Annotated in this window: 27 protein-coding genes; 12 read left to right on the forward strand and 15 right to left on the reverse strand. The window is 70.5% G+C overall.

Features of this window, described 5'->3' with window-relative positions; all coding sequences use genetic code 11:
- Positions 1–11 precede the first annotated feature (11 nt).
- Genes AC2D8W_RS00630 through AC2D8W_RS00650 form a run of 5 tightly spaced genes read right to left on the reverse strand, consistent with a single transcriptional unit; the run spans position 12 to position 3,628 of the window.
- Positions 12–437, reverse strand: a complete 426-nt coding sequence (locus AC2D8W_RS00630; RefSeq protein WP_484669904.1) for a GFA family protein — start codon at positions 435–437, stop codon at positions 12–14.
- The gene (locus AC2D8W_RS00635) at positions 434–841 is read right to left on the reverse strand and encodes a GFA family protein (RefSeq protein WP_484669905.1); all 408 of its coding nucleotides are present in this window, start codon (positions 839–841) and stop codon (positions 434–436) included. Before AC2D8W_RS00635 ends, AC2D8W_RS00630 begins: the two co-directional genes overlap by 4 nt.
- Positions 838–2,244, reverse strand: coding sequence for a pyruvate dehydrogenase complex E1 component subunit beta (locus tag AC2D8W_RS00640; RefSeq protein WP_484669906.1), 1,407 nt, complete (start codon positions 2,242–2,244; stop codon positions 838–840). The genes AC2D8W_RS00635 and AC2D8W_RS00640 overlap by 4 nt, the downstream gene beginning before the upstream one ends.
- 3 nt (positions 2,245–2,247) lie before the next feature.
- Positions 2,248–3,285 (reverse strand): pyruvate dehydrogenase (acetyl-transferring) E1 component subunit alpha, encoded by a 1,038-nt coding sequence (pdhA, locus tag AC2D8W_RS00645; RefSeq protein ID WP_293479781.1) that lies wholly within the window; start codon positions 3,283–3,285, stop codon positions 2,248–2,250.
- 49 nt (positions 3,286–3,334) lie between these two features.
- Entirely contained in the window at positions 3,335–3,628 is a 294-nt protein-coding gene (locus AC2D8W_RS00650; protein WP_293479780.1) for an FtsB family cell division protein, read from the reverse strand.
- A 201-nt stretch (positions 3,629–3,829) separates the two neighbouring features.
- Between AC2D8W_RS00650 and AC2D8W_RS00655 the strand changes: the two genes are divergently transcribed.
- Positions 3,830–4,504, forward strand: coding sequence for a DVUA0089 family protein (locus AC2D8W_RS00655; RefSeq protein WP_484669907.1), 675 nt, complete (start codon positions 3,830–3,832; stop codon positions 4,502–4,504).
- On the opposite strand, the gene eno is transcribed toward AC2D8W_RS00655, so the two are convergent.
- Both eno and AC2D8W_RS00665 read right to left on the reverse strand, forming a co-directional pair.
- A complete protein-coding gene (gene eno / locus AC2D8W_RS00660; RefSeq protein ID WP_484669908.1) occupies positions 4,501–5,781 on the reverse strand; it encodes a phosphopyruvate hydratase in 1,281 nt (426 codons plus the stop codon). The two genes, AC2D8W_RS00655 and eno, sit on opposite strands and share 4 nt — an antisense overlap.
- A 56-nt stretch (positions 5,782–5,837) precedes the next feature.
- On the reverse strand, positions 5,838–7,280 hold the full coding sequence (locus tag AC2D8W_RS00665) for an alpha/beta fold hydrolase (RefSeq protein ID WP_484669909.1): 1,443 nt from the start codon (positions 7,278–7,280) through the stop codon (positions 5,838–5,840).
- 111 nt (positions 7,281–7,391) lie between these two features.
- On the opposite strand from AC2D8W_RS00665, the gene AC2D8W_RS00670 reads away from it, so the two are divergent.
- Positions 7,392–8,825 (forward strand): LytR/AlgR family response regulator transcription factor, encoded by a 1,434-nt coding sequence (locus AC2D8W_RS00670; protein WP_484669910.1) that lies wholly within the window; start codon positions 7,392–7,394, stop codon positions 8,823–8,825.
- A gap of 47 nt (positions 8,826–8,872) precedes the next feature.
- Complete coding sequence (locus AC2D8W_RS00675) at positions 8,873–9,646, forward strand: enoyl-CoA hydratase (protein ID WP_484669911.1); 774 nt, start codon at positions 8,873–8,875, stop codon at positions 9,644–9,646.
- On the opposite strand, the gene AC2D8W_RS00680 is transcribed toward AC2D8W_RS00675, so the two are convergent.
- Positions 9,647–11,071, reverse strand: coding sequence for an alkaline phosphatase PhoX (locus AC2D8W_RS00680; RefSeq protein WP_484669912.1), 1,425 nt, complete (start codon positions 11,069–11,071; stop codon positions 9,647–9,649).
- 126 nt (positions 11,072–11,197) lie between these two features.
- Positions 11,198–11,380 carry a 50S ribosomal protein L32 gene (gene rpmF / locus AC2D8W_RS00685; protein WP_293359783.1) on the reverse strand — a complete coding sequence of 61 codons (183 nt, stop codon included), beginning with the start codon at positions 11,378–11,380 and terminating at the stop codon, positions 11,198–11,200.
- 136 nt (positions 11,381–11,516) lie between these two features.
- Here rpmF and AC2D8W_RS00690 point away from each other — a divergent pair, with 136 nt between their 5' ends.
- Positions 11,517–11,924, forward strand: a complete 408-nt coding sequence (locus AC2D8W_RS00690; protein WP_484669913.1) for an MAPEG family protein — start codon at positions 11,517–11,519, stop codon at positions 11,922–11,924.
- Here the strand turns inward: AC2D8W_RS00690 and AC2D8W_RS00695 are convergent.
- The 3 genes from AC2D8W_RS00695 to secG form a co-directional block, all read right to left on the reverse strand.
- Positions 11,917–12,237, reverse strand: a complete 321-nt coding sequence (locus AC2D8W_RS00695; RefSeq protein WP_484669914.1) for an MmcQ/YjbR family DNA-binding protein — start codon at positions 12,235–12,237, stop codon at positions 11,917–11,919. The genes AC2D8W_RS00690 and AC2D8W_RS00695 overlap by 8 nt on opposite strands.
- Before the next feature lie 58 nt (positions 12,238–12,295).
- Positions 12,296–13,936: a CTP synthase gene (gene pyrG, locus AC2D8W_RS00700; protein ID WP_293479767.1), complete on the reverse strand. Its 1,641-nt coding sequence runs from the start codon at positions 13,934–13,936 to the stop codon at positions 12,296–12,298.
- A 62-nt stretch (positions 13,937–13,998) separates the two neighbouring features.
- A complete protein-coding gene (gene secG / locus AC2D8W_RS00705; protein ID WP_293479766.1) occupies positions 13,999–14,445 on the reverse strand; it encodes a preprotein translocase subunit SecG in 447 nt (148 codons plus the stop codon).
- A gap of 138 nt (positions 14,446–14,583) precedes the next feature.
- On the opposite strand from secG, the gene AC2D8W_RS00710 reads away from it, so the two are divergent.
- Together AC2D8W_RS00710 and AC2D8W_RS00715 are read left to right on the forward strand one after the other, a co-directional pair.
- Positions 14,584–15,123, forward strand: coding sequence for a GNAT family N-acetyltransferase (locus tag AC2D8W_RS00710; protein WP_484669915.1), 540 nt, complete (start codon positions 14,584–14,586; stop codon positions 15,121–15,123).
- A 25-nt stretch (positions 15,124–15,148) separates the two neighbouring features.
- Positions 15,149–15,562 (forward strand): VOC family protein, encoded by a 414-nt coding sequence (locus AC2D8W_RS00715; RefSeq protein ID WP_484669916.1) that lies wholly within the window; start codon positions 15,149–15,151, stop codon positions 15,560–15,562.
- 7 nt (positions 15,563–15,569) lie between these two features.
- On the opposite strand, the gene tpiA is transcribed toward AC2D8W_RS00715, so the two are convergent.
- A complete protein-coding gene (gene tpiA / locus AC2D8W_RS00720) occupies positions 15,570–16,313 on the reverse strand; it encodes a triose-phosphate isomerase (RefSeq protein WP_484669917.1) in 744 nt (247 codons plus the stop codon).
- Positions 16,314–16,438: 125 nt separating this feature from the next.
- Between tpiA and AC2D8W_RS00725 the strand changes: the two genes are divergently transcribed.
- Entirely contained in the window at positions 16,439–18,361 is a 1,923-nt protein-coding gene (locus AC2D8W_RS00725) for a peptidylprolyl isomerase (protein WP_484669918.1), read from the forward strand.
- The gene (gene trpE / locus AC2D8W_RS00730) at positions 18,358–19,893 is read left to right on the forward strand and encodes an anthranilate synthase component I (RefSeq protein WP_484669919.1); all 1,536 of its coding nucleotides are present in this window, start codon (positions 18,358–18,360) and stop codon (positions 19,891–19,893) included. Before AC2D8W_RS00725 ends, trpE begins: the two co-directional genes overlap by 4 nt.
- Before the next feature lie 9 nt (positions 19,894–19,902).
- Here the strand turns inward: trpE and AC2D8W_RS00735 are convergent, their stop codons facing one another.
- Both AC2D8W_RS00735 and AC2D8W_RS00740 read right to left on the reverse strand, forming a co-directional pair.
- Entirely contained in the window at positions 19,903–20,775 is an 873-nt protein-coding gene (locus tag AC2D8W_RS00735) for an alpha/beta fold hydrolase (RefSeq protein WP_484669920.1), read from the reverse strand.
- Between the two features lie 64 nt (positions 20,776–20,839).
- Positions 20,840–21,043, reverse strand: coding sequence for a hypothetical protein (locus AC2D8W_RS00740; protein ID WP_293479754.1), 204 nt, complete (start codon positions 21,041–21,043; stop codon positions 20,840–20,842).
- 51 nt (positions 21,044–21,094) lie between these two features.
- On the opposite strand from AC2D8W_RS00740, the gene AC2D8W_RS00745 reads away from it, so the two are divergent.
- The 4 genes from AC2D8W_RS00745 to lexA all read left to right on the forward strand — a co-directional run bounded on the left by AC2D8W_RS00745 (position 21,095) and on the right by lexA (position 24,312).
- A complete protein-coding gene (locus AC2D8W_RS00745; RefSeq protein ID WP_484669921.1) occupies positions 21,095–21,685 on the forward strand; it encodes an anthranilate synthase component II in 591 nt (196 codons plus the stop codon).
- 10 nt (positions 21,686–21,695) lie between these two features.
- Positions 21,696–22,721: an anthranilate phosphoribosyltransferase gene (gene trpD, locus AC2D8W_RS00750; RefSeq protein ID WP_293479750.1), complete on the forward strand. Its 1,026-nt coding sequence runs from the start codon at positions 21,696–21,698 to the stop codon at positions 22,719–22,721.
- Positions 22,721–23,500, forward strand: coding sequence for an indole-3-glycerol phosphate synthase TrpC (gene trpC / locus AC2D8W_RS00755; protein WP_484669922.1), 780 nt, complete (start codon positions 22,721–22,723; stop codon positions 23,498–23,500). Before trpD ends, trpC begins: the two co-directional genes overlap by 1 nt.
- A 122-nt stretch (positions 23,501–23,622) precedes the next feature.
- Complete coding sequence (lexA, locus tag AC2D8W_RS00760; RefSeq protein ID WP_484669923.1) at positions 23,623–24,312, forward strand: transcriptional repressor LexA; 690 nt, start codon at positions 23,623–23,625, stop codon at positions 24,310–24,312.
- The last annotated feature ends 14 nt before the right edge of the window (positions 24,313–24,326 follow it).

Genomic DNA, 24,326 nt, shown 5'->3' on the forward strand with positions numbered 1-24,326 from the left:
TCTCTCGGCTCTCAGACGCTCGGTTGCAGTTCGGTCAGTTCGGCCGGCGACCAGCGCGCCTTGCGCCGCCGCGCGCGCTCCTCCGGCGTCTCGTCGTCGAAGACGTGGGGCTCCGGCGTGCGGCCGTCGAAGCCCTGGAGGTCGACGCCCGTGACGTTCAGGATGGCGTAGCGCTCGCCGTCGATGATCACCGTCGCGCCCACGTAGCAGCCGCACTCGGCGCAGAACATGTAGTCCGACTTGCGGTGCCCGAACCGGTAGTGGTGCAGCCGGCCGCCGATGAACGTGATCTGGGCGTCCGGATGGCTGGTGGAGATCGCGCCATGCCGGCGGCAGAAGCCGCACTGGCAGGCGCGGAGCGGCAGGTCGGCCGCCGCAACACCCTCGATCGCGACGCGCACCGCGCCGCAGTGGCACTGACCGTGCAGACGGCTCATGCGGGCTCCCTGGAGAGATGGGCGAGGCCGGCTGCGTTGGCCTCCCAGTTCTGGCCGTCGAAGGCCTCGATCACGATCTCCAGCCCCTCGACGGTGTCGAGGCAGCGGGCGTTCACGCTCCAGCCGTCCGGGTTGGACCTGGGGCGATAGAAGCTCTTGATCCCGCACTCCGAGCAGAACAGGTGCTTCGCCACGCGGGTGTTGAACGTGTACTCGGCCAGCCGGTCGGCGCCCTTGGTCAGCCGGAAGCGGCTCTCCGGCACGATGATGTGCACGAAGCCGGTCTTGGCGCACATGGAGCAGTTGCAGCTCTGCGCCTCGACACGACCCGGCAACGCCACCTCGAAGCGGACCCCGCCGCAGTGGCACCCGCCCGCCCGCCATTGGAACGGGCTCCGGCTCACGACCTGTAGCTCACGGCCTTGGCCGCCTTCACGATCCGATCGACCGAGGGCATCGAGAGCGCCTCGAGGTTGGCGGCGTAGGGGAGCGGGACATCTTCCTGGGTCACCCGCATCGGGGGGGCGTCGAGATAGTCGAACGCGAGCTCGGTGACCTTGGCGCAGACCTCGGCGCCGACGCCCATGGGGCCCCAGCCTTCCTCGACGGTCACCAGACGATTGGTCTTCTTCACGCTCTCGACGACGGTCTCGATGTCCATGGGACGGATGGTGCGCAGGTCGACCACCTCGGCCTCGATCCCGTCCTTGGCCAGATCCTCGGCCGCCTGCAGGCAGAAGCCCACCATCCGGGAGTAGGCCACCAGCGTGACGCCTGTCCCCTCGCGCCGAACCTTGGCCTTGCCGATCGGGACGACCCAGTCGATCCCTTCGGGCACGTCGAACTCCTGGCCGTAGAGCATCTCGTGCTCCAGGAAGACCACGGGGTTCGGATCGCGGATCGCGGCCTTGAGCAGCCCCTTGGCGTCGGCCGCGTCGTAGGGCGCGATCACCTTCAGGCCCGGCACATGGCCGTACCAGGCGGCGTAATCCTGGCTGTGCTGCGCCGCCACGCGAGCGGCTGCGCCGTTGGGTCCGCGGAAGACGATCGACGTCTTGATCTGGCCGCCCGACATGTAGAGCGTCTTGGCCGCCGAGTTGATGATGTGGTCGATCGCCTGCATGGCGAAGTTGAAGGTCATGAACTCGACGATCGGCTTCAGCCCCGCCATGGCGGCGCCGACGCCCAGGCCCGCGAAGCCGTGCTCGGTGATCGGGGTGTCGATGACCCGCTTGGGCCCGAACTCCTCGAGCAGGCCGCGGCTGACCTTGTAGGCGCCCTGGTACTGAGCGACTTCCTCGCCCATCAGGAAGACGTCGCCGTCCCGGCGCATCTCCTCGGCCATGGCGTCGCGCAGGGCGTCGCGGACGGTGACCTTCACCAGGTTCACGCCCTCGGGCAGCTCGGGGTCTTTCAGGGCGGGCTTCGGCGTGACGGGCGTAGCGCCCTCGCCTTCGGGACGCGGCTTCGCCGCCTCGGGCGGCTGCTTCTCGGGGTCGCCTGCGGCCGTCTGCATCGGCGCGGGCTGCGTCTGCGGCGTCGGCTCCGGCGCCGCCTTGGCCGCGCCACCCTCGCCGCCCAGCCGGGCGATGGGGGTGTTGACCTTCACCTCCTCCGTGCCCTCGGGCACCAGGATCTCGGAGACCACGCCCTCGTCGACGGCCTCGACCTCCATGGTCGCCTTGTCGGTCTCGATCTCGGCGATCACGTCGCCGGAACGGACCTGGTCGCCCACCTTCACGTGCCACTTGGCGAGGGTGCCCTCTTCCATCGTGGGCGAGAGCGCCGGCATCAGGATGTCGGTCACGGCTCAGGCCCCCTGTTCGACGGTCGTGTAGACGTGGGTGTAGAGCTCGGACGGGTCCGGCTCGGGGCTGGTCCGGGCGAACTCGGCGGCGTCGGCGACGATCTTCTTCACCTCGGCGTCGATGGCCTTCAGCGTGGCCTCGTCGGCCCAGCCGTTCTTCTCCAGCATCTCCTCCACATGGTCGATCGGGTCGCGGGTCTTGCGGACCTCGTCCACCTCCTCCCGGGTGCGGTACTTGGCCGGGTCGCTCATGGAGTGGCCGCGGTAGCGGTAGGTCTTCATCTCGAGGATGTACGGCCCCTTGCCCGACCGGCAGTGGTCGCAGGCCCGCTGCGCCGCCGCCTTCACGGCGGTGACGTCCATGCCGTCCACCTGCTCGCCGGGGATGTTGAACGAGATGCCGCGCTTGTAGAGCTCGACCTCGGACGTCGAGCGGTCGATGGCCGTGCCCATGGCGTACTGGTTGTTCTCGATCACGTAGATGACCGGCAGCTTCCAGACCGCGGCCATGTTGAAGCTTTCGTAGACCTGGCCCTGATTGGACGCCCCGTCGCCGAAGAAGGCGAAGCTGACCTTGCCGTCCTCGCGATAGCTGTTGGCGAGCGCCAGGCCCGTGCCCAGCGCCACCTGCGCGCCCACGATGCCGTGGCCGCCGTAGAAGGCGGCCTCGGTCGAGAACATGTGCATCGAGCCGCCCTTGCCCTTGGACGACCCGCCGATCCGGCCGGTGAGCTCGGCCATCACCTCGCGCGGATCCATACCCGCCACCAGCATGTGGCCGTGGTCGCGATAGCCGGTGATGAACTGGTCGCCCGGCCGCTTGGCCGCTTCGCAGCCCACCGCGATGGCCTCCTGGCCGATGTAGAGGTGGCAGAACCCGCCGATGAGCCCCATGCCGTAGAGCTGGCCCGCCCGCTCCTCGAAGCGCCTTATGAGCAGCATCTCGCGGTAGTACTTGAGGAGTTCGTCCTTCGTGACGGACGTCGCGTCCGCCCCGTTGGCCTTGCGCTTACCGGCTGCGGCCGTCGCTGCGCGCGCCATGCGTCACCCCGTGATCGTTTGATGTCGAAGGATCGCCCCGGAGCGAACCTTACTTCATACGGATCACATAGTCCCTAGGGTCTGCGAAGCCTAGAAGGGAGCGCGCCCTCTCCTCCAGCAGATCGGCGGAAAGGCTCTCGTCGCGGAGCAGCTTCGCGCGGACCTCGAGGTCGTGCCGCTGGGCCGTCAGGGCCTGGAGCTCGCGGGTCTTGGCCGCGAGCGCGGCGTCGCGGGTGTCCGACTTGAGAAGCCCGCCCTCGCCCGTGAAGGCGTGGAACCCGAAGTAGGCGATCAGGAGCGCCAGGAAGGCGGTCGACAGGTACGGACGCAGACTTGCGAGCACGGCGATTCCCAGCGGGGGTTTCGCCCTTGTGCGCCACAATCCCTAACGGCGCGCTAACCATCCCGTCCGCGAGGGGCAGGCACCCTCCCGCCCGTGGGCGGCGTGCACCATCGTGCACCCCGGCGCCTGCCGACGCCTCTTCCCGCAGCCGCATCGCCGAGGTGGGTGGATCATCCCTGCACGAGACACATGGAGGTAGGCATGATTTCCGACACCTGGCGAGCGGTCCTGCTCGCATCCGCCCTGCTGAGCGCGCCGCTGGCGGCTCAGGCGCAGACCATCTCGGAGGTTGGCGACGCCGGCGAGACGCTGGCGACGGCGAACATCATCTCGGGCGGCTTCAGCCGCATCACGGGCACGCTCTCGAACCGGGGGTCCGTCGACCTGCCCATCGACGATGTGGACATCTACCGCATCAACATCCTGGATACGGCCGCCTTCGGCGTGACGGTCGAGACCCAGCTCGTCGACTATGGCCTGCCCATCGACAACATCGACGACACGATGCTGTACCTGTTCGACGCGGACGGGGTTCAGGTCCTGCACAACGACGACGAGGCCGGGCCGGGGCTGGATCCGGTGTTCCTGCCGGGCCAGCTCGCCGCCTTCGCGCCCGGCGTCTACTATCTGGCCTTCGACCAGTTCCCGACGCGTTCGATCCTCGCGAACGGCGGCCACCTCGACGGTTGGGACCGCGCCGACACGTTCTTCCCGGAGTTCGGGACCTACACCCTCACCTTCACGGGCACGGGCGGAAGCCGGACGCCTCCGGCCGTGGACATTGCCGTCCCGGAGCCCGCGACCTGGGCGCTCATGATCCTGGGCTTCGGCGCGGCCGGCTCGGCGCTGCGGCGGCGTCGGCCGCTCGCCGCCTAGATCTGGCGCAGCGCCCCGCGGCCGGCGTAGACGGCCTGGTCGCCCAGTTCCTCCTCGATGCGGAGAAGCTGGTTGTACTTGGCCGTCCGGTCGGACCGGGCCAGCGAGCCGGTCTTGATCTGCCCGCAGTTGGTGGCCACCGCGAGGTCGGCGATCGTGGAGTCCTCGGTCTCGCCCGAGCGGTGGCTCATCACCGCGGTGTAGCTGTTGCGGTGCGCGAGATCGACGGCGTCGAGCGTCTCGGACAGCGTGCCGATCTGGTTGACCTTCACGAGGATGGAGTTCGCCAGACCCTTGCCGATGCCCATGCCGAGGCGCTCGGGGTTGGTCACGAAAAGGTCGTCGCCGACCAGCTGCACCTGCCCGCCCAGGCGGTCGGTGAGCAGCTTCCAGCCGTCGAAATCGTCCTCGGCGCAGCCGTCCTCGATCGTGACGATTGGGAATTGGCCGACCAGGGCCGCGAGGTACTCGACCATGCCGGCCGGATCCACCGTCTTGCCCTCGCCCTCCATGATGTACTTGCCGCCCTTGAAGAACTCGGTGGAGGCGACGTCGAGGCCCAGGTGGAAGTCCATGCCCGCCTTGTAGCCGGCGCTCTCGCCGGCCTTCATGATGAACTCCAGCGCCGCCTCGGCGCTGGACAGGTTGGGCGCGAAGCCGCCCTCGTCGCCCACGTTGGTGTTGTGCCCCGCGGCCTTCAGCTGCGCCTTCAGCGCGTGGAAGATCTCGGCGCCCGTCCGCAGGCCCTCGGCGAAGGTTTCCGCGCCGGTGGGCAGGATCATGAACTCCTGGATGTCGATCGGATTGTCCGCGTGGGCGCCGCCGTTGATGATGTTCATCATGGGCACCGGCAGGACCCGCGCCGAGACGCCGCCCACGTATTTGTAGAGCGGCAGCGCCGACGAGCTCGCGGCCGCCTTGGCGTTGGCCAGGCTCACGCCCAGGATCGCGTTGGCGCCGAGCCGGCTCTTGTTCGGCGTGCCGTCCAGCTCGATCAGCAGACGGTCGATCCGCCGCTGGTCCTCGGCGTCGCTGCCCGACAGCGCGTCGTAGATCTCGCCGTTCACGGCCTCGACCGCCTGGGTCACGCCCTTGCCCAGGTAGCGTCCCTTGTCGCCGTCGCGCTTCTCGACCGCCTCGTGCGCGCCGGTGGAGGCGCCGGACGGCACGGCCGCGCGGCCCATGGAGCCGTCCTCGAGGATCACGTCCACCTCGACCGTCGGGTTCCCCCGGCTGTCCAGGATCTCGCGGGCGATGATGTCGACGATCTCGGTCATGGGCGCTCCCTGAAGTGGGGGCGAGCCTTAGCCCAAGCCGCCGCGCCGGGGCAATCTCACGCGATACGGAACTTGGGGGGCGGCAGGGCCAGGCGGGCGTCCGACAGGCGCTCGCCCCGGAAGAACCGCACGATCATCGCCTGCACCTCCGGGTGCGCCTCGAAGACATTGTGCCCGGCGTTCTCCACCAGCACCTGGGTCCGGTTGCGGAACTGCGCCGCCACCTCGGCCTGCTCCTCCAGCACGGTCCGCCCGTCCAGCGACCCGGCGACCAGGAGGCTCGGATGGTCGATTCGGATGGGCCGGCGGAACGCCTCGCCCAGGTCGACGCCGTCGACGGAGCCCGAGAGGTGCGGCATCGGGAAGTTCAGGGCGTCGCCAAACACCGCCGTTTCAGCCTCGCGGCGGACCATCGCCAGCTTGCGCGGCGAAATCCCGGACGCGAGGTCCATGGCCTCGGGCATGCCGCTGACGGACAGCCCGCCGGCGAACTGGCCCGCGAAGGGCGCCAACGCGTCGATCCGCCCGGCGTCGAGCGCCAGATAGAGACGCGGCAGCATCGCCAGGGTCTCGGGGTTCGCCACGAGGCCTCCGGCCAGCAGCTGGACGGCGAAGCCGCCGATCCGCAGCTCCAGCGGGCCCGATGGACGGGGGACGGCTATCGGCTGGGGATCGGCCTCGAGGCGCGCGTGCACTCGCCGCATCAGCGCCGAAAGGTCGGGCACGGCCTGCCTAACCTCCGGGGCGGCGTCCAGGAGCCGGTCCACGCGCTCCAGGTAGCGGTCGCTCCGCGCCGGCCGCTTCACCGTCTGGTCCTGCCCCTCGAGGCTCGCCAGCGCCACGCGGTCCACCCGGTCGCCGTGACGCTTCAGCACCGCCAGCCCAAGGTGCGAGCCGTAGCTGATGCCCCAGAGGTTGATCCGTTCGGCGCGCAGGTGACGGCGCAGGTCGTCGACATCGTCGGCGCTCTCGTTCGTGTTGTAGCCGCGCATGGCCACGCCGGCCGCCGTCCACTCGGCCCAGGCCCGCGCGAACTCGGCGCGCATGTGGGCCGTGAGCCCCTCGCGGGTCAGCACCGGGGGCGGGCCCGCGTAGGCGGGACGCCGCGGGATGTGATTGGAGAGCCCCGTGCCGCGCTGGTCGAAGGCTATGACGTCGGCGATCTCCCGCAGGGCCATGGCGATGGGGAACCTGGGGCCCGTGAAGGTCCCCGTGGCGGTCCCGCCCGGCCCGCCTGCGAGGTAGACGATCGGCGGTCCCGGGCGCGCCGCGGTGGAGGGGAAGCGCACGTAGCTCAGCCGGATGCGGCGCGAGGTCGGATCGCGCCGGTCCTCGGGGACCTCGAAGAAGCCCCGCTCGGCGTCGACCTCCTGGCCCCGCCAACCCTTGAAGCGGAAAGGCCCGGGCGAGGTGTGGCTCTGCGCCAGCGGGACGCCTGGCAGGGCGAGGCCGGCGGCGGCGGCGAACAGGGAGCGGCGAGGCAGGCGGGCAGGAATCATTTGCCGAAGCTGCGGCGGAGCGGCGTCGTGCGCGGCGGCGCTTCGGTGAATGGGGCCGACGGCTCGGCGAACGACCGCGCCGGGCGGCGAACGGCGCCGTAAGGTGCCCCCATGTGGCGCGCGCTTCTGGTCGCCGGACTGCTTGCCTTGGCGCCGGCCGCCGCCGGGGCGCAGGGCCTTGCCTGGGAATCCTGCCGGGCTGAGCGGCAGGAAGGCCCGCCACGTCTCGCCGATTGCCGCGCCGTGGCGGGGCCTATCGATCCCCAGGGACGGGAACTGTGGCTGCGGGCCGCCGTCCCGCCCCGTCGTTCCATGGACCCGAAGGCGGTCTTCGCGATCGGCGCCGCCTCGTCGGAGGTCTGGTTCAACGGCGTGAGGCTTGGGGCCAACGGCCGGCCCGGCGCCGTGGCCGAGGCGGAGATCCCCGGCCGCTACCATTTCGACGTCCCGATCCCCGAGACGCTGTGGCGCCCCGCCGGGAACGAGCTGGTGGTCCACATGTCGGCGTTCCACGGCGGCCTGCGGTTCGCCCATCCCGTCGGATGGCTGGGTGTCGGGGCGGCGCGCCAGCCGTCTCGCCTGCCCCTGCTCGCCGTCACCTTCGTGGCCGCGGGCGCCCTCGCCGCCGCCGCCTTCGGCTTCGGGGCCATCCACGCGATGCGCCGGACGGGCTCCAGCCTGGCGCTGGCGGCCCTCTCCGGCGTCGCCGCGCTGCAGGCCGCGGTCGAGATGCTGCGGCACATCTGGCGCTACCCGTATCCGGTCCACAGCTGGCGCGTCACCGCGATCTGGCTCCTGACCGTGGCGTTCGCCGCCCTGCTCGCCGCCTGGGCCGGATCCAGGTTCGCCCTTCGGCGGCGTCCATGGCTGCTGGCCGCGGCCGCCATCGCCCTTCCCGCCACCTGGCTGCTGCCGGGCTTCGACGTGAAGGCGGGCGTCGCGCTGCTGGCGGGCGTGGGTCTCGCGGGGGTGGCGGCGGCGGAAGGTGTGGTGACGAAGGTCGCGGGCGCGCGGCCGACCCTGGCTTGGCTCGCGACCTTCATGGCGTTGGGCGTGCTGCAGCCGATCTGGCTGCTGGATCTGTCGTTCTTCGTCTTCGCGGCCACGCTCGTCCTGCCGCTGCTGATCGTCGAGGTCCTGCGCCTCGGCCGCGACGACACGGCCCGCGAGGCCGCCCTCACGCGCGCGGCCAGCCGACCGGACCGGCTCACGGTCGCCTCCCCGCGGGGCGTCGAACTCGTGCCGCTGCCGGACATCCTCGCGATCGTCGGCGCCGACGACTACGCCGAGCTGCGGCTCCGCGGCGGACGCTCGCTGCTGCACGCCGCACGCCTCGAGCGGCTGGAGACGCAGCTTCCCCCCACGTTCCTGCGCATCCATCGCTCGGTCATCGCCAACCTCGCCCACGTGGAGCGTCTGGAGCGGGACGGCGGACGCTGGCGGCTGCATCTGAGCGAAGGGCCGCCGCTGCCGGTCAGCCGCTCGCGCCTGGCCGCGGTGCGGGACGCGCTGGACGCGCCGCAGCCCCTCCGCGCAATCGCTTGACCGGAAGGGCGCCGGTCGCGCATGCGGGGCGGCTCGCGGAGGAACCCATGCTGCTCGTCGAAAAGCCCCTGGACGGCGTCGCCGTCGTCACCCTGAACCGCCCCGAGGCCATGAACGCGCTGTCCAAGGCGCTGCGCGAGGCCCTGGCCGAGGCGATGACGGGTCTCGACCGGGATCCGGACGTGAGGGTCATCGTGCTGACCGGCGCGGGCGATCGCGCCTTCACCGCCGGCCTTGACCTGAAGGAGCTCTCCACCGACCCGCTGGGCATGGGCGCGGCGAACGCCACCGACCCGGCGCAGAACCCCGCCCGGGCCGTGCTGTCGTGTTCCAAGCCGATCATCGGCGCGATCAACGGCGTGGCCATCACGGGCGGCTTCGAGGTCGCCCTGGCCTGCGACGTCCTGATCTGCTCGGAGAACGCCCGCTTCGCCGACACCCACGCCCGCGTCGGCATCACGCCCGGCTGGGGCCTCTCCCAGAAGCTGAGCCGCGTCATCGGCCCCTATCGCGCCAAAGAGCTGTCCCTGACCGGCAACTTCCTGGACGCGCGCACCGCCAGCGAATGGGGCCTCGTGAACCGCGTGGTCCCGGCCGCCGAGCTGATGCCCACCGCCCTGAAGCTCGCCGCCGAGATGGCCTCGATCGATGGCGACATGCTGGTGACCTACAAGGCGATGATCGACGACGGGTACGCCCTGGACCTCGGCGCAGGGCTGGAGCTCGAGCACAGCCGCTCGGTCGCCCACAACGCCGCCGTCACGCCCGAGATGGTCGCCCAGCGGCGCGCCGCGGTGCAGGCGCGCGGCCGCAGCCAGTAGTCACGCCCGGAAGCGGTCCCAGGGGCCGGTGATCGCGAACGTCAGCCCCGGCGAATAGGAGTTGACGAACAGCGTCGATCCGTCGGGCGAGAAGCAGACTCCCGCCAGTTCCGTCGCGGAGAGTGGCCCGGCAGTGTTCACCAGGCGGCCGAGGGCGTAGATCTTCCCGTCCGGCGTGATGCCGCGGAGGTAGTCGGCGCCGTCCATCGGCAGCTTGTCCTCACAGACCACGAGGTGGCCGGCCGGGGACAGCACCAGGTTGTCGCACATCTTCATGACGCGCGGGTCGGTCGGTTCGACGAACAGCTGGAGCCTTCCTGGCTCATCGGCCTCACGCGGATCGCCCTCGAAGCGGCTGGGACGGTAGCGCAGGACCTGTCCGAGGGTCTTTGGGCCCCCGCTGGTGCAGGTGAAGTAGAGCTCGCCTTCGCCGAACACGATCCCCTCCCCGCGGGCGAACCATGCCGCGCCCTTCGCGTGCCCGCGGTGGCGCAGGTCGTCGTCCGGGTTGTCCACGCCGTCCAGGTCGATCCAAACGGCGTCGCGCCAGTCGCCAACCGCCCAGGGCGCGTCGCCGCGCCAGTTGCGGGTGTCGGCGCGGTCCTTGAAGCCCAGCGCCTGGAGTCGGCCGCCCTTCAGCGGCGCGCGGCGGTCGTTCGGCAGGAAGCGGTAGAACAGGCCGCGGCCGTCGGTCTCGTCCTCGGTCAGGTAGGCGACGCCGGTCCGCGGATCGATGGCCACGGCCTCGTGCTTGAATCGGCCCATGCCCGTGATGGGCTCGGCCCGGACCAGGCCCTTGTGCCGCGCAGGGACCTCGAAGACCCAGCCGTGCGACTTGCCGATCGTGTGGCCGTCCGGGTTGGGGCCGGCCGAGCGCACGATCTCCTCGCAGGTGAGCCACGAGCCCCACGGCGTGATTCCCCCGGCGCAGTTCGTGCTCGTGCCGGCCAGGCTGAGCCACGAGGACTCCAGCCGGCGGCGGCTCACGTCGTAGATCAGGGTCGTCGTCCCGCCGGGCAGGATCTTGCCGTCCTGGTTGCGGTCGTAGGCCAGGCCGGCCTCGACCTTGCCCGCCAGGCTGTGCCCCTCGCCGAACGCCCCGATGTCCATATGCCGCGGGCTGAGCTCGTGATTGCGCACCAGCGCCACCCGGTTCCGGTCGAGGCGGAAACAGCCCATGCCGTCCATGTTGCGCGGCGCGACCAGGCCGTCGCTCATCGGGTCGCCGGCCCGCTGCACGACGGTGTAGGCGAAACCCTCGGGCAGTTCGAAGAGGCGCGCGGGGTCGGGCTTCAGCGGGCCGTAGCCGTAGACCTCGTTCCGGTAGCCGTCCCCGTCCAGCGCGTCCGCTTGGGCCAGGCGCGACAGGCCCAGGAAGGCTGCGCCCGCGGCGGACCCGATCAGGCGGCGTCTAGACAGGCTCATGGGAATCCCTCCGGCGGGGAGCTTATCGCGGGCCTGCGTGGCGACGGCATGACAATTCGCCAGAACGCAAAGCGCCGGCCCTAAGGCCGGCGCTGCGTGATCATCGAAGAGGCGCCTTCGGCGGCGTCAGTCTTCCTTCGGCGTCAGGACCTGGCGGCCCTTGTACATGCCGGTCTTCAGGTCGACGTGGTGCGGACGCTTCAGCTCGCCCGTCTCCTTGTCTTCGTGGAAGGTGTTGGGGCCGAGCGCGTGGTGCGACCGGCGCATGTTCCGCCGCGACGGCGAGGTTTTGCGTTTAGGAACAGCCATCGGAAAATCTCTGCGGCGTGGAATTGGGTTCGGGCGACAGGGCCGCTCGAAGTGAGCGCGGGCTTATGCATGAAACCCCGCGCGCGATCAAGCGGTCTGGGCTAGCCTCGCGCGTCAACGACAGGCGGGGGCCGTCATGCCGCAGGAACTGATCTTCGCGCCCATGGGGGCGATGGCGCTTCTCACCTTCATCGTGCTCGGGTTCATCCCCGCGCGCCGCTTCAGGGCCGTCGCCGGCGGCCGCGTGACGGGCGAGGACTTCCGGTTCGGCGAATCGGGCGCCGTTCCGGGCGACGTCTCGATCCCCAACCGCAACTACATGAACCTGCTCGAGCTGCCCGTGCTCTTCTACGTGGGCGGGCTGATGTACTACGTCGCGGGCCGGCTGGATCAGACCGCGCTGGCGGTGGCGTGGGCGTACGTCGCCCTGCGCGCGATCCACTCCGCGATCCACCTGACCTACAACAATGTCATCCACCGGCTGACGGCGTTCGCCATCTCGAACTTCGTGCTGATGGCGTTCTGGCTGCTGTTCTTCATCTGAGCAGCCGCTTCGGCGCGACGGTCGCCCAGGCGAGCCGCATCAGTCCGGGCAGGCGTTCCGCGTCGAGACGCTGGTAGTCCAGAAACGTCCAGCCTTTCAGTCCCCAGCTCCCCTCGATGCGGGTCAGGGCGTCGCCGTCGAGGAGGTTGTGCTGGTCCTCGGGCGAGAACTTCAGGACCGCCCGCGGCGCGTCGGGGCGCAGGGTGCAGAAGATCTTCTTGTTCACCCGGAAGTCCGTGACGTCGAAGTGGGAGGACTCGTAGGCCTCCGGCATCGAGAGCGCTGTGGCGCGGACGTCTTCGCGGGTCGGCATATCGCCAACATAGCCGGGCCACACGCGGCGCGCGACTGAGCGCCTGGGCGACAGGGCCTCAGACCAGGCGGCTGCGTTCCTTCGCCGCGCCGATGAAGCTGGCGAACAGCGGATGCGGATCGAAGGGGCGGCTCTTGAGCTCCGGGTGGAACTGGACGCCCACGAACCATGGGTGGTCCTGCCGCTCGCAGAGTTCGGGAAGCACGCCGTCGGGCGAGAGGCCGGTGAACTTCAGCCCGGTCTTCTCGATGGCGTCGCGGTAGGCGATGTTCACCTCGTAGCGGTGACGGTGCCGCTCGGAGATCGTCGTGGACCCGTAGATGTCCGCGACCCGGCTGCCCAGGCTCAGGACGGCCTCATAGGCGCCGCAGCGCATCGTGCCGCCGAGTTCGCCGCCTTCCGAACGGACCTCGCGCTGATTGCCGCGGACCCACTCGGTCATCAGCCCGACGATCGGCTCCGACGTCGGCCCGAATTCGGTGGACGACGCCGCGGCGATGCCCGCGAGGTTCCGGGCCGCCTCGATCATCGCCATCTGCATGCCGAAGCAGATGCCGAAGTACGGGATGGCGTGCTCGCGCGCGAAGCCGACCGCACGAATCATGCCCTCCGAGCCGCGCTCCCCGAACGCGCCGGGCACCAGCACGCCGTGGACGTTGGCCAGCCGTTCGCCGATCAGGTCCTCGTCCTGCTCGAACGCCGTGCCCTCGATCCATTCGAGCCGGACGCGCACGTTGTTGGCGACACCCCCGTGCACCAGGGCCTCCACCAGCGACTTGTAGGCGTCGGTCAGGGCCGTGTACTTCCCGACGATCGCGATGTTCACCTCGCCGTCGGGATGGCTCAGGCGGTGGGAGATGTCCTCCCAGCGCGACAGGTCGGGGGCCGGCGCCTTGTCCGTCAGGCCGAAGACATCCAGGACCTCGGCGTCCAGGCCTTCGCGGTGATAGTCCAGCGGGACCGAATAGATGTTGGCCGAGTCCATCGCCTGGATCACGGCGCTGGGGCGCACGTTGCAGAACAGCGCCAGCTTCTTCCGCTCGCTCTCGGGGATCGGCATGTCGCAGCGGCAGAGCAGGATGTCCGGCTGGATCCCGATGGAGCGCAGCTCCTTCACGGAGTGCTGCGTCGGCTTGGTCTTCATCTCGCCGGCCGTCTTGATGAACGGCAGCAGCGTCAGGTGGATGAAGCAGGCGTGGCCGCGCGGCAGCTCCTGGCCCAGCTGGCGGATCGCCTCGAAGAACGGCAGGCCCTCGATGTCGCCCACCGTGCCGCCCACCTCCACGAGCACGAAGTCCACGCCCTCGCCCGGATCGGAGAGCACGAAGTCTTTGATCTCGCCGGTCACGTGGGGGATCACCTGGACGGTGGCGCCGAGGTAGTCGCCCCGGCGCTCCTTCTCGATGATCTTCTTGTAGATCTGGCCGGTGGTGATGTTGTCGTTCTTGGTGGCGTTGACGCCGGTGAACCGCTCGTAGTGCCCGAGGTCGAGATCCGTCTCCGCGCCGTCGTCGGTCACGAAGACCTCGCCGTGCTGGTAGGGGCTCATCGTCCCCGGATCGACGTTGAGATAGGGGTCGAGCTTGCGCAGGCGGACGTTGTAGCCTCGCGCCTGCAAAAGCGCCCCGAGCGCGGCTGACGCGAGACCCTTGCCAAGTGAGGAGACCACGCCGCCGGTGATGAAGATGTACCGGGCCATGGGCGTTCAGATTAGCCGCGATTCGCGGGGCGTGCGCCGTGCGATTCGCTCTATCCCCAGACTTACTTCTGCGCGGGCTGGGCCGGCGCCGGAGCCGGCGCGGGGGCGGCGCCCGGAAGCTGGCCGAAGGGGCTGTTGATGGTCGGCGCAGGCGCCTGCAGCGGCGCGGGCGCGGCGGGCGACGGGGCCACGGGCGTGCCGGCGGGCGGCTGCGGCGGCGCCTTGTTCAGCTCGGCCGGATTGATGGCGTTGACCTTCAGGCGGTCGACGACCGACGCCGAACCCCGTTCGCGCCCCGCCACGATGGTCAGCAGCAGCCCGAGCGCGAAGAAGATGGCGCCCAGGATCCAGGTGGTGCGCGTGAGCAGGTCGCCGGTGCCGCGGACCGACATCAGCGAGCCCGTGCCGCCGCTCACCAGCCCACCCCCCTCGGAGCGCTGCAGCAGCACCACGACCACGAGGAAGAGGGCGACGATGACCTCGATCACGAGCAGGAGGTTCAGCAGCATCCGTTCGGTCTTCCGTTGTAGCGGGGGGTCCGATGGACACATCCCGCCCGAAATGAAGGGCGCGCTCTATCACCGCGCCCCCTGTAAAGCCATAGCTAGTGCGTCGCACCTGTCGATCAAAGGGCGGCAGGGGCAGGCATGATTCTCGATCCCGACCGTCTCCCGATCCTGGAGACCGAACGGCTGCGGCTGACGCCGCTCGCCGCCGCGGACGCCGGGCGCCTGTTTCCGATCATGGGCGACCCGGAGGTGATGGCCTACTGGGACATCGCCGAGGTCGACGATCCGGACATCGTCGCGGGGATCGTCGAGGCGCAGGTCGCCGACATGGCCGCAGGCCGCGCGATCTACTGGTCCATGCGCACGCTCGCGCACGGCGTCTTCCTCGGATCCTGCGATCTCTCGGAGATCGACGGCTGGAACCGTCGCGCCGAGGTCGGCTTCATGCTCGGCCGCGACGCCTGGGGCCAGGGATACGCCCTGGAGGCCATGCGCAGCGTGGTGGCCTTCGCCGCGGCGGCGGGCATTCGCAAGCTCGCCGCGCGCACGCACCTCGGCAACCTCCGCTCCGAGGCGCTGCTTGAGAAGCTCGGCTTCGTGAAGGAGGGCCTGCTCCGGGGGCACATCCTCAAGGACGGCGAGCGGCGCGATTGCCGCGTGTTCGGACTTCTGCTGTGAGCCGGCCATCCCCATCTCAAGCGCCATGACGAACCCGATCGCGATCCAAGGCTTCGACCACATCGTCCTGCGGGTGCGCGACAAGGAGCGCATGCTGGGCTTCTACGCCGGCGTCCTGGGCCTCACGGTCGATCGTGACCGGCCGGAACTGGGGCTGACCCACGTGCGCGCCGGACGCCAGATGATCGACCTGGTGACGGTGGACGGTCCGCTGGGACGCGCGGGCGGAGACCCGCCAGGCCCCGCGGCGCGCAACCTCGACCACTTCGCGCTGCAGGTCCGGCCGTTCGACGCCGAGGCGATCCGGGCCCACCTGACCGCGCACGGCGTCGAGGTGGTCGACGAAGGCCAGCGCTACGGCGCGGACGGCGACGGGCCGTCGCTCTACATCCGCGACCCCGAAGGCAACGTGGTGGAGCTCAAGGGCCCCGGCGCCTAACCGCTCGTCAGAGCGCCCGGATGATCCCCAGGAAGTCCTCGGCCTTGAGCGAGGCGCCGCCCACCAGCGCGCCCCCCACCTCGTCGGCGTGAAGGATCTGGGCGGCGTTCCCGGGCTTCACCGACCCGCCGTAGAGGATCGGCGGGCTCCGCCCGAAGTCGCCGAACAGCTCCACCAGCGTCTCGCGGATCGCGCGGTGCACCTCCTCGATCTCGGGAGTCGTGGGCGTCAGGCCGGTCCCGATGGCCCAGACCGGCTCGTAGGCGACCGAGAAGGGCCGGCCCGCCAGTTCGGCGGGGAGCGAGCCCCGCACCTGCCCGGTCACGACCGCCAGCGCGTCGCCGGCCTTGCGCTGCTCCAGCGTCTCGCCGACGCAGACGATAGGCTCCAGCCCCGCGCGCAGCGCCGCCTGGACCTTCGCGGCGACGACGGCGTCGGTCTCCCGGTACCCCGTCCGCCGCTCGGAGTGGCCGAGGATCGCCAGCGCCGCGCCCGCGTCGACCAGCATCTCGGCCGACACGTCGCCGGTGAAGGCGCCGCTGTCGTCCCAATGGTGATCCTGTCCCCCGACCAGCACGGCCGTGCCGCTCAGCGCCTGGGCCATGCGGTGGATCAGGATGGCCGGCGGGCAGATCGCCACCCGGGCGGGCGTGGCGCCCAGTCCGCCCGCGATGGCGCGCGCCTCGTCCAGCGAGGCGGCGAGCCCGTTCATCTTCCAGTTTCCGGCGATCAGCGGCGTGGGCTTGGACATCGTTCCCCCTGTGGCGACACGAAGCCGGGCGGTTAAGGCATGCGGGCGCGGCTGTCACGCGCTTGCCGCGCCTGCGGCCTCTCCCCTATACCGGCGCGCGACCTGTTCCTGAGGACCCCGCCCGAATGCTCTCCTCCATCCGCGAATTCGCGAAGTCCTGGCCTGCCAGGATCCTGATGGGCATCCTCGCCATCAGCTTCGTCGGCTGGGGCGCGAACAGCGTCGGCGTGTCGATGATCCCCACGAACGAGGTGATCAAGGCGGGCTCGCGCAGCCTGTCGATGCAGGAATTCCGCCGCGAGTACGACAACTACAAGAAGCGCCTGGAGCAGCAGTCGGGCCAGACCATCACCCAGGAGATGGCCGAGGAGAACCGGCTCGACGCCGCCGTGCTGACGGGCGTCGCCACGCGCGAGGCCTTCGCCGAGCTCCTGTGGCGCACGGGCATCCGCCCCGCCGACAAGCTGGTCCTGGAGCAGATCGAGAAGATCCCCGCCTTCTTCGACCCGATCACCGGGCGGTTCGACAAGAAGACGTTCGAGACCCAGCTCGCCCAGAACGGCCTGACGCCCGAGATGTTCGACCGGGGCGCCCGCGACGACATCGCCGCCATGCACTGGGCCCGGGCGATCCAGAACGGCCTGGCCGTGCCGCGGTCGTACGGCGCCCTCGCCTCCGTCTACGCGCTCGAGAGCCGCGACCTTGCCTACTTCATCCTGACGCCCTCGGCCGTGCCGCAGCCCGCCGCGCCGACCGACGCCCAGCTCCGGGCGTTCATGAACGAGAACAAGCAGGCGCTCACCGTGCCCGAGACGCGTGTTCTCACGATCGTGCCGTTCACGCCGCAGTCCGTGGCCGCGAGCGCCGCGTCGGGCCCCATCGATCCGGCCGAGCTGCAGAAGCGCTATCAGTTCCGCAAGGACACGCTCTCGCAGCCCGAGACCCGGACGGTCGTCCAGATCCCGGCGAAGGACCAAGCCGCGGCGCAGCAGGCGGCCGCCCGCCTCCAGCGGGGCGAGGCCCCCGCCGCCGTGGCGCGCGCGCTCGGCGTCGACGCCGTGACCTACGAGGAGAAGCCCCGCACCGCGATCGCCGACCGCAAGGTGGCCGAGGCGGCGTTCCGCATGCAGGCCGGCCAGATCGCGCCGGTTCAGGGCGACCTGGGCCTGGCCGTCGTGAAGGTCGTGTCGGTTTCGCCGGGTCGCGAGGTCTCGCTCGAAGAGGCGCGCCCCATGCTCGAGGCCGAGATCCGCAAGGACATGGTCGCCGAGAAGGTCTACGCCCAGACCCAGGCCTACGACGACGCCCACCAGAGCGGCGGCAGCGTGGCCGAAGCGGCCGCCAAGGCCGGCGTGCAGGCCCAGACGATCGGCCCCATCAACGCCCAGGGCGTGGACGATCAGGGCCGGCAGTACGGCGGCATCCCGCCCAAGATCCTCGAGACGGCCTTCTCCCTGCCCGCCGGCGGCGAGAGCGAGATCACCGAACTCGGCGAAGGGGCCTACTTCGTCGTCAAGGTCGAGAAGGTGGTGGCGCCGCACATGCGCCCGCTGGAGGAGATCCGGCCGCAGCTCACCCAGGAGTACATGCGCCGGCAGGTGATCCGTGCGCTGGAGGCCAAGGCCAACGAGCTCTCGGCCCGGGTCCAGAAGGGCGAGCGCATCGAAACGGTCGCCTCGGCCGCGGGCGTGTCCGTGCAGCGCGTGCCCGGCCTGACGCGCCAGACGGCCGAGACGCAGCAGCAGCTCGGCCGCGAGGTCATCGGCCGCGCCTTCGCGGCGAAGCCCGGCGAAGCCTGGAGCGCCCGCGCGCCGAACGGCCTGGCCGTCGGCCAGGTCTCGAACGTGCGCATGGACGCGGGCCCCACGGCCGCGCGGCTTGCGGAAACCAACCGTGGCGAGCTGACCCAGGCGATCTTCCGCGAGATGGCCGACAGCGCCCAGGCCTACGCCCGGACGAAGCTGAAGGTGAAGACCAACGCCGAGCTCGCGCGGTCGGCCGCCGGCTTCGCGCCCGCCGAGAAGGGCAAGGCGGAGCCCAAGAAGTGATCTGCGAGCCGCCGTTCGAGGCCTTTCGTTCCACCTACGACGGCGGCGCTCCCCAGGTTGTCTGGACGCGGCTGATCGACGATCTCGAGACGCCCGTCTCGGCCTACCTCAAGATCGGCCATGGCAAGCCGTACGCGTTCCTGTTCGAGTCGGTGGAAGGCGGCGCGTTCCGGGCGCGCTACTCCGCCATCGCCATGAACCCAGACCTGGTGTGGCGCTGCCAGGGCGACCGTGCCGAGATCGCCCGTGGCGACGACATCGCGGCGGGCCGGTTCACGCCGCAGGACGGCGGGGCGCTGGACAGCCTTCGCGACCTGCTGGCGTCCTCGCGCATCGAGATGCCCGCGGGCCTGCCCCCCATGGCGGCCGGCGTCTTCGGAGCGCTCGGCTACGACACGATCCGCCTGGTCGAACGGCTGCCGCACGTGAATCCCGACCCGCTGGGCCTTCCCGACGGCGTCATGGCGCGCCCCTCGATCGTCGCGATCTTCGACGCCATCGCGCAGGAGATCCTGGTGGTCACGCCGGTGCGTCCCGACGGCGCGACCTCGGCGAAGGACGCCTACGCCGCGGCGGAGCGCAGGATCCAGGCGGTCGCGGACGACTTCCGGAAGTCGGCGCCGCGCCTGCGTGGCGATGCGACGCCCGAGCCGGACAGGTTCACGACCCCCGTGAGCCGCGAGACCTATCGCGGGATCGTCGAGAAGGCGAAGGAGTACATCCGCGCCGGCGACATCTTCCAGGTGGTGCCCAGCCACCGTTTCCGCGCGCCCTTCACGCACGACCCCTTCGCGCTCTATCGCTCGCTGCGGCGGAGCAATCCCTCGCCGTTCCTGTTCTTCCTCGACTTCGGCGCCTTCCACGTGGCGGGTTCCAGCCCCGAGATCCTGGTGCGGCTGCGCGACGGCAAGATCACCATCCGTCCTATCGCCGGCACCCGCCCGCGCGGCGCGACGCCCGAGGAGGATCGCCGCCTCGAACAGGAGCTGATCGCCGATCCCAAGGAGCGCGCCGAGCACCTGATGCTGCTCGACCTCGGCCGCAACGACGTGGGCCGCGTCGCCATGCTGAAGCAGGCCGGCGCCAACGAGCCCCAGCCGCGCGCCCAGGGCCCCCGCGTGCGTGTCACCGACAGCTTCTTCGTCGAGCGCTACGCCCGCGTCATGCACCTGGTCTCCAACGTCGAAGGCGATGCGCCCGAGGGGCTGGATCCCGTCGACGTGGTCATGGCTGCGCTGCCCGCCGGCACGCTCTCGGGCGCGCCCAAGGTTCGGGCCATGGAGATCATCGACGAGCTGGAGATCGAGAAGCGCGGCATCGCCTATGCGGGCGCGGTCGGCTACTTCGGCGCCGACGGCAGCGTCGACACCTGCATCGTGCTGCGCACAGCCCTCTTCAAGGACGGCGTCATGTACGTCCAGGCCGGCGGGGGCGTCGTCGCCGACAGCGATCCCGACGCCGAGTACGACGAGACCCTGCACAAGGCCCGCGCCCTGCGGGATGCGGCCGAGGAGAGCTGGCGGTTCGTCTGAGGCCGGCGGCTATTCCGCCAGGAACGCTTCGACCGTCTCCATGAAGGCGTCCAGCCGGTCGTGGTGGACCCAGTGCCCCGCACCCTCGAAGTTCACGAGGCGCGCGTTCCGGAAGTGCCGGATCCTGCCGTCCACAACGGGGTCCGAAGCCCAGGACTCGGCGCCGCGCACCAGCAGCACCGGCGCGGTGATCCGGCTCCAGAGGCGGTGCTGGTCGGCGTGCGACAGGCCGCCGACGCCGCCGCCCCAGCGGGCGTGGTTGTCGAACTTCCAGGAGTAGGTCCCGTCCTCGTTCTGATGCGCGCCGTAGACCGTCAGGTGACGCGCCTGCGCTTCGTTCAGATGGGGATTCTCGCTGGCCATCCGCGCGACGGCGTCATCGAGGCTGGCGTAGCGCCGAGGCGCGCGGCCGGAGTTCTCGCGGCGGTCCGCCACCTGCGCGCGGATGCGTTCCTCGATCGGCCGCTTGCCCTGTTCGGCCATCACTGCGGGAGATGGTCCCAGCCCCTCGATGGCGACGACCTTGCGGGCGGCCTCGGGGAACGCGCCGCAGTAGTTCAGGGCGATCCCCGCGCCCAGCGAGTGGGCGATGATGGTGGCCGGCGCCATGCCCTTCTGGTGAACGATCTGGGCCACGTCGTAGATGTAGGCGGCCATGTCGTAGCCGCCGCCGATGGCCCAGGCGCTGTCGCCGTGGCCGCGCAGGTCCGGCGCGATCACGTGGTAACGGTCACGGAGTCGCTCGGCGACCCAGTCCCAGTTGCGGCAATGGTCCCGCCCGCCATGAACCAGCAGCATCGGGGGCGCGTCGGGATTGCCCCAGTCCACATAGTGCAGCTTCAGACGCTGCGAGAAGTAGAAGTGGGACGTGGGGCCTTCCATCGCGGTCTCCGGCGCAAGTCGCCTCCACCTACCATCTCTGCCGCGAGTGGGTAGGCCGATCGGCTCAGTCCGGGGCGCCCTGCGCAGCGTGGTTGGTCGTGACCGGCGGGGCCAGCACCATCGCGCTCGCAAACAGCACCGAGGTGACGGCCAGCGCGAGCGCCGCCAGCAGCGCCGGCCACGCCCTGTCGCGACGCACCGCCGGCTGCAGCAGGCTGCGGGCGTTGGAGAGCTCGTCGGGGTCCAGGGCCGAATCGCGAAGTCCCATGGCATGAGCATCCCGCTTGGCGGTCGGCGCGGCAAAGCCTATGGAGCCTGCATGATCCTGGTCGTCGATAACTACGACAGCTTCACCTACAACCTCGTTCACTACCTGAACGAGCTGGGGGCGGAGACGCTCGTCCACCGCAATGACGCGCTCACCGTCGACGAGGCGCTGGGCCTGCGGCCGGAAGCGGTGCTGTTGAGCCCCGGCCCGTGCACCCCGAACGAGGCCGGCATCTGCCTCGACCTGATCGCCCAGGCGCCGGAGAACCTGCCGATCCTGGGCGTGTGCCTGGGCCACCAGGCGATCGGCCAGTCCTTCGGCGGGACCGTCGTGCGGGCGCGCGCGCTCATGCATGGCAAGACCAGCCTCATCCATCATCTCGGCACGGGTGTGTTCGCCGGGTTGAAGAACCCTTTCACCGCCACCCGTTATCACTCGCTGTCGGTGCAGGAGGACGTTCTGCCGCAGGTCCTGGAGAAGACCGCCTGGACCGAGGACGGCGAGATCATGGGCGTGCAGCATCGCTCGCGCCCCATTCACGGCGTCCAGTTCCACCCCGAGTCGATCGCGACCGAATGCGGGCACGAGCTGCTCGGCAACTTCCTCGACCTGGCCGGCGTCAGGCGGATCGCGCAGGTCTGAGCTTCCGCCCATGTCCGACGCCTTCAAGCCGCTGCTCATGCGCCTCGCCGACGGCGCGACCCTGTCCGAGGACGATGCGCAGGACTTCTTCGCCGCCTGCCTGAGGGGCGAGCCGACGCCGGCTCAGGTCGGCGCGGCCCTGACCGCCATGCGGATGCGGGGCGAGACTCTGGGCGAGATCGCGGCCTGCGCGCGGGCCATGCGCAAGGCGGCCATCCACCTCGAACCGCCCTACCCCGTCATCGACGTCTGCGGGACCGGCGGCGACGGCCTGCACACGCTCAACATCTCGACCGCCGTGGCGTTCGTGGCGGCCGGGGGCGGCCTGAAGGTCGCCAAGCACGGCAACCGGGCCCTGACCTCGAAGTCCGGCGGCGCAGACGTGCTCTCCGAACTCGGCGTGGCCATCGACGCCGGCCTGGAGCGCCAGCAGAAGGCGCTGGACGAGGCCAACATCTGCTTCCTGTACGCTCCGGCGCACCACGGCGCGATGCGGCACGTCTCGCCGCTCCGCGCGCAGCTCGGCTTCCGCACCATCTTCAACCTGCTGGGTCCGCTCACCAACCCCGCCGGCGCGAAGCGGCAGGTCGTGGGCGTCTTCGCCGAGCGCTGGGTCGCGCCGCTGGCGCAGGTGCTGGGCGCCCTGGGGTCAGAACGGGCGTGGGTCGTCCACGGCGGCGGCATGGACGAGATGACCACGACCGGCGAGACGAGCGTGGCCGAGTTCCGCGAGGGCCAAGTGCGCCTGTTCACCGTCACCCCGGAGGCCGTGGGACTGAAGCGCGCGGCTTTGGCCGACCTGACGGGCGGCACGCCGGCCGAGAACGCCGAGGCGCTGCGGCGGCTGCTCAAGGGCGAGCCAGGCCCCTACCGCGACATCGTCCTGCTCAACGCCGCTGCGGCCTTCCTGGTGGGCGAGAAGGTGGAAACCCTGCGCGAGGGCGTCGAGCTCGCGGGACGGGTCATCGACGATGGCCGGGCCCAGACCGCGCTGGACAGGCTCGTCGCCATCGCCCCTCGCTCGCTGGACGGCTGATGGGCGACATCCTGCAGAAGATCGCGGCCTACAAGCGCGAGGAGGTCGCCGCGCGGAAGGCCGCCGGCCCCGCGGACCCCGGCCGAGCCCCCGGCCCGCCGCGCGGCTTCCGGGCCGCCCTCGAGCGCCGCCATGCGCCCGGCCGCCTCGCCCTGATCGCCGAGATCAAGAAGGCCTCGCCCTCCAAGGGGCTGATCCGCGCCGACTTCGACCCGCCGGCTCTGGCCCGCGCCTACGAGGCCGGCGGCGCGGCCTGCCTGTCCGTCCTCACCGACGGCCCCAGCTTCCAGGGCGCGGACGCCTACCTCGCCGCCGCCCGCGAAGCGACGGCCCTGCCCTGCCTGCGCAAGGAGTTCCTCGTCGATCCGTGGCAGGTCGCCGAGAGCCGGGCGCTGGGCGCTGACGCCATCCTCGTCATCCTGGCGATGGTGGACGATGCGCTCGCGGCCGAGCTGATGGCCGAAGCGCGGCGGCTCGGGATGGACGCCCTGGTCGAGGTGCACGACGAGGCCGAGATGGCCCGCGCCGGTGCCCTGGGCGCCGACCTCGTCGGGGTCAACAACCGCGACCTGCGCACCTTCGTCACCGACCTCGCCGTGACCGAGCGCCTCGCCGCCGCCGCGCCCGCGGACGCTCTGCTGGTCACCGAGAGCGGGATCTTCGGCGCCGACGACGCCGCCCGCCTCGAGCGGTCCGGCGCCAAGGCCATGCTCGTGGGCGAGAGCCTGATGCGGCAGGCCGACGTCACCGCGGCGACTCGCGCGTTGCTGGGCGGTTGATTCCCGCCTGACGCCGCCAAATTCCCGAAGAGTTTCAGAGCCTCGCCGCGTAACTTGACATTAACGCGGAACACCTAGAGAACATCCTCGGAAGTTGGCGGTTTGTTCCACGAGGGCCCGAGATGCTCACCCGCAAGCAGCACGAATTGCTCATGTTCATCCATGAGCGCATCAAGGAAACGGGTGTTTCCCCGTCCTTTGACGAGATGAAAGAGGCGCTCGATCTTGCGTCGAAGTCGGGCATCCATCGCCTGATTACCGCGCTGGAGGAGCGCGGCTTCCTTCGGCGGCTGCCGCACCGGGCCCGGGCCCTGGAGGTGGTCAAGCTCCCGCAGCAGGCTACCGCGGCAGCGCCCCCCAAGGGACGCGCGCCCTTCAAGCCGCAACTGGTCGACGCCGGCAGCGCCATGCCCGCCATCGCCAACGACACCCGCGAACTTCCCATCCTGGGCCGCATCGCGGCCGGCACGCCGATCGAGGCGATCCAGCAGGAGAAGGACCGCATCCCCGTGCCCGAGACCATCCTCGGGGCCGGCGAGCACTTCGTGCTCGAGATCGCCGGGGACTCGATGATCAACGCCGGCATCCTCGACGGCGACTTCGTGGTCATCCGCCGCACCGACACGGCGGTCTCGGGCGACATCGTCGTGGCCCTGGTCGACGGCGAGGAGGCCACTCTGAAGCGCCTGCGCAAGAAGGGGGCGTCGGTAGCCCTCGAGGCGGCGAACCCGGCCTACGAGACCCGCATCTTCGGCCCCGATCGGGTGTCGGTGCAGGGCAAGCTGGTCGGCCTGATCCGCCGCTACCACTAGGCTGTCCTGCCCGC

This window comes from Phenylobacterium sp. T106 (assembly GCF_057219735.1).

Coding starts and splice junctions, on each gene's coding strand:
- AC2D8W_RS00740 (WP_293479754.1), bottom strand. CDS start 21,043: ATGGGACTTCGCGATTCGGCCCTGGACCCCGACGAGCTCTCCAACGCC.
- pdhA (WP_293479781.1), bottom strand. CDS start 3,285: ATGGCGCGCGCAGCGACGGCCGCAGCCGGTAAGCGCAAGGCCAACGGG.
- secG (WP_293479766.1), bottom strand. CDS start 14,445: ATGCTGCTGAACCTCCTGCTCGTGATCGAGGTCATCGTCGCCCTCTTC.
- rpmF (WP_293359783.1), bottom strand. CDS start 11,380: ATGGCTGTTCCTAAACGCAAAACCTCGCCGTCGCGGCGGAACATGCGC.
- AC2D8W_RS00675 (WP_484669911.1), top strand. CDS start 8,873: ATGCTGCTCGTCGAAAAGCCCCTGGACGGCGTCGCCGTCGTCACCCTG.
- lexA (WP_484669923.1), top strand. CDS start 23,623: ATGCTCACCCGCAAGCAGCACGAATTGCTCATGTTCATCCATGAGCGC.
- AC2D8W_RS00670 (WP_484669910.1), top strand. CDS start 7,392: ATGTGGCGCGCGCTTCTGGTCGCCGGACTGCTTGCCTTGGCGCCGGCC.
- AC2D8W_RS00715 (WP_484669916.1), top strand. CDS start 15,149: ATGACGAACCCGATCGCGATCCAAGGCTTCGACCACATCGTCCTGCGG.
- pyrG (WP_293479767.1), bottom strand. CDS start 13,936: ATGGCCCGGTACATCTTCATCACCGGCGGCGTGGTCTCCTCACTTGGC.
- trpD (WP_293479750.1), top strand. CDS start 21,696: ATGTCCGACGCCTTCAAGCCGCTGCTCATGCGCCTCGCCGACGGCGCG.
- AC2D8W_RS00630 (WP_484669904.1), bottom strand. CDS start 437: ATGAGCCGTCTGCACGGTCAGTGCCACTGCGGCGCGGTGCGCGTCGCG.
- AC2D8W_RS00710 (WP_484669915.1), top strand. CDS start 14,584: ATGATTCTCGATCCCGACCGTCTCCCGATCCTGGAGACCGAACGGCTG.
- AC2D8W_RS00745 (WP_484669921.1), top strand. CDS start 21,095: ATGATCCTGGTCGTCGATAACTACGACAGCTTCACCTACAACCTCGTT.
- AC2D8W_RS00695 (WP_484669914.1), bottom strand. CDS start 12,237: ATGCCGACCCGCGAAGACGTCCGCGCCACAGCGCTCTCGATGCCGGAG.
- AC2D8W_RS00680 (WP_484669912.1), bottom strand. CDS start 11,071: ATGAGCCTGTCTAGACGCCGCCTGATCGGGTCCGCCGCGGGCGCAGCC.
- AC2D8W_RS00665 (WP_484669909.1), bottom strand. CDS start 7,280: ATGATTCCTGCCCGCCTGCCTCGCCGCTCCCTGTTCGCCGCCGCCGCC.
- eno (WP_484669908.1), bottom strand. CDS start 5,781: ATGACCGAGATCGTCGACATCATCGCCCGCGAGATCCTGGACAGCCGG.
- trpC (WP_484669922.1), top strand. CDS start 22,721: ATGGGCGACATCCTGCAGAAGATCGCGGCCTACAAGCGCGAGGAGGTC.
- tpiA (WP_484669917.1), bottom strand. CDS start 16,313: ATGTCCAAGCCCACGCCGCTGATCGCCGGAAACTGGAAGATGAACGGG.
- AC2D8W_RS00690 (WP_484669913.1), top strand. CDS start 11,517: ATGCCGCAGGAACTGATCTTCGCGCCCATGGGGGCGATGGCGCTTCTC.
- AC2D8W_RS00655 (WP_484669907.1), top strand. CDS start 3,830: ATGATTTCCGACACCTGGCGAGCGGTCCTGCTCGCATCCGCCCTGCTG.
- AC2D8W_RS00735 (WP_484669920.1), bottom strand. CDS start 20,775: ATGGAAGGCCCCACGTCCCACTTCTACTTCTCGCAGCGTCTGAAGCTG.
- AC2D8W_RS00725 (WP_484669918.1), top strand. CDS start 16,439: ATGCTCTCCTCCATCCGCGAATTCGCGAAGTCCTGGCCTGCCAGGATC.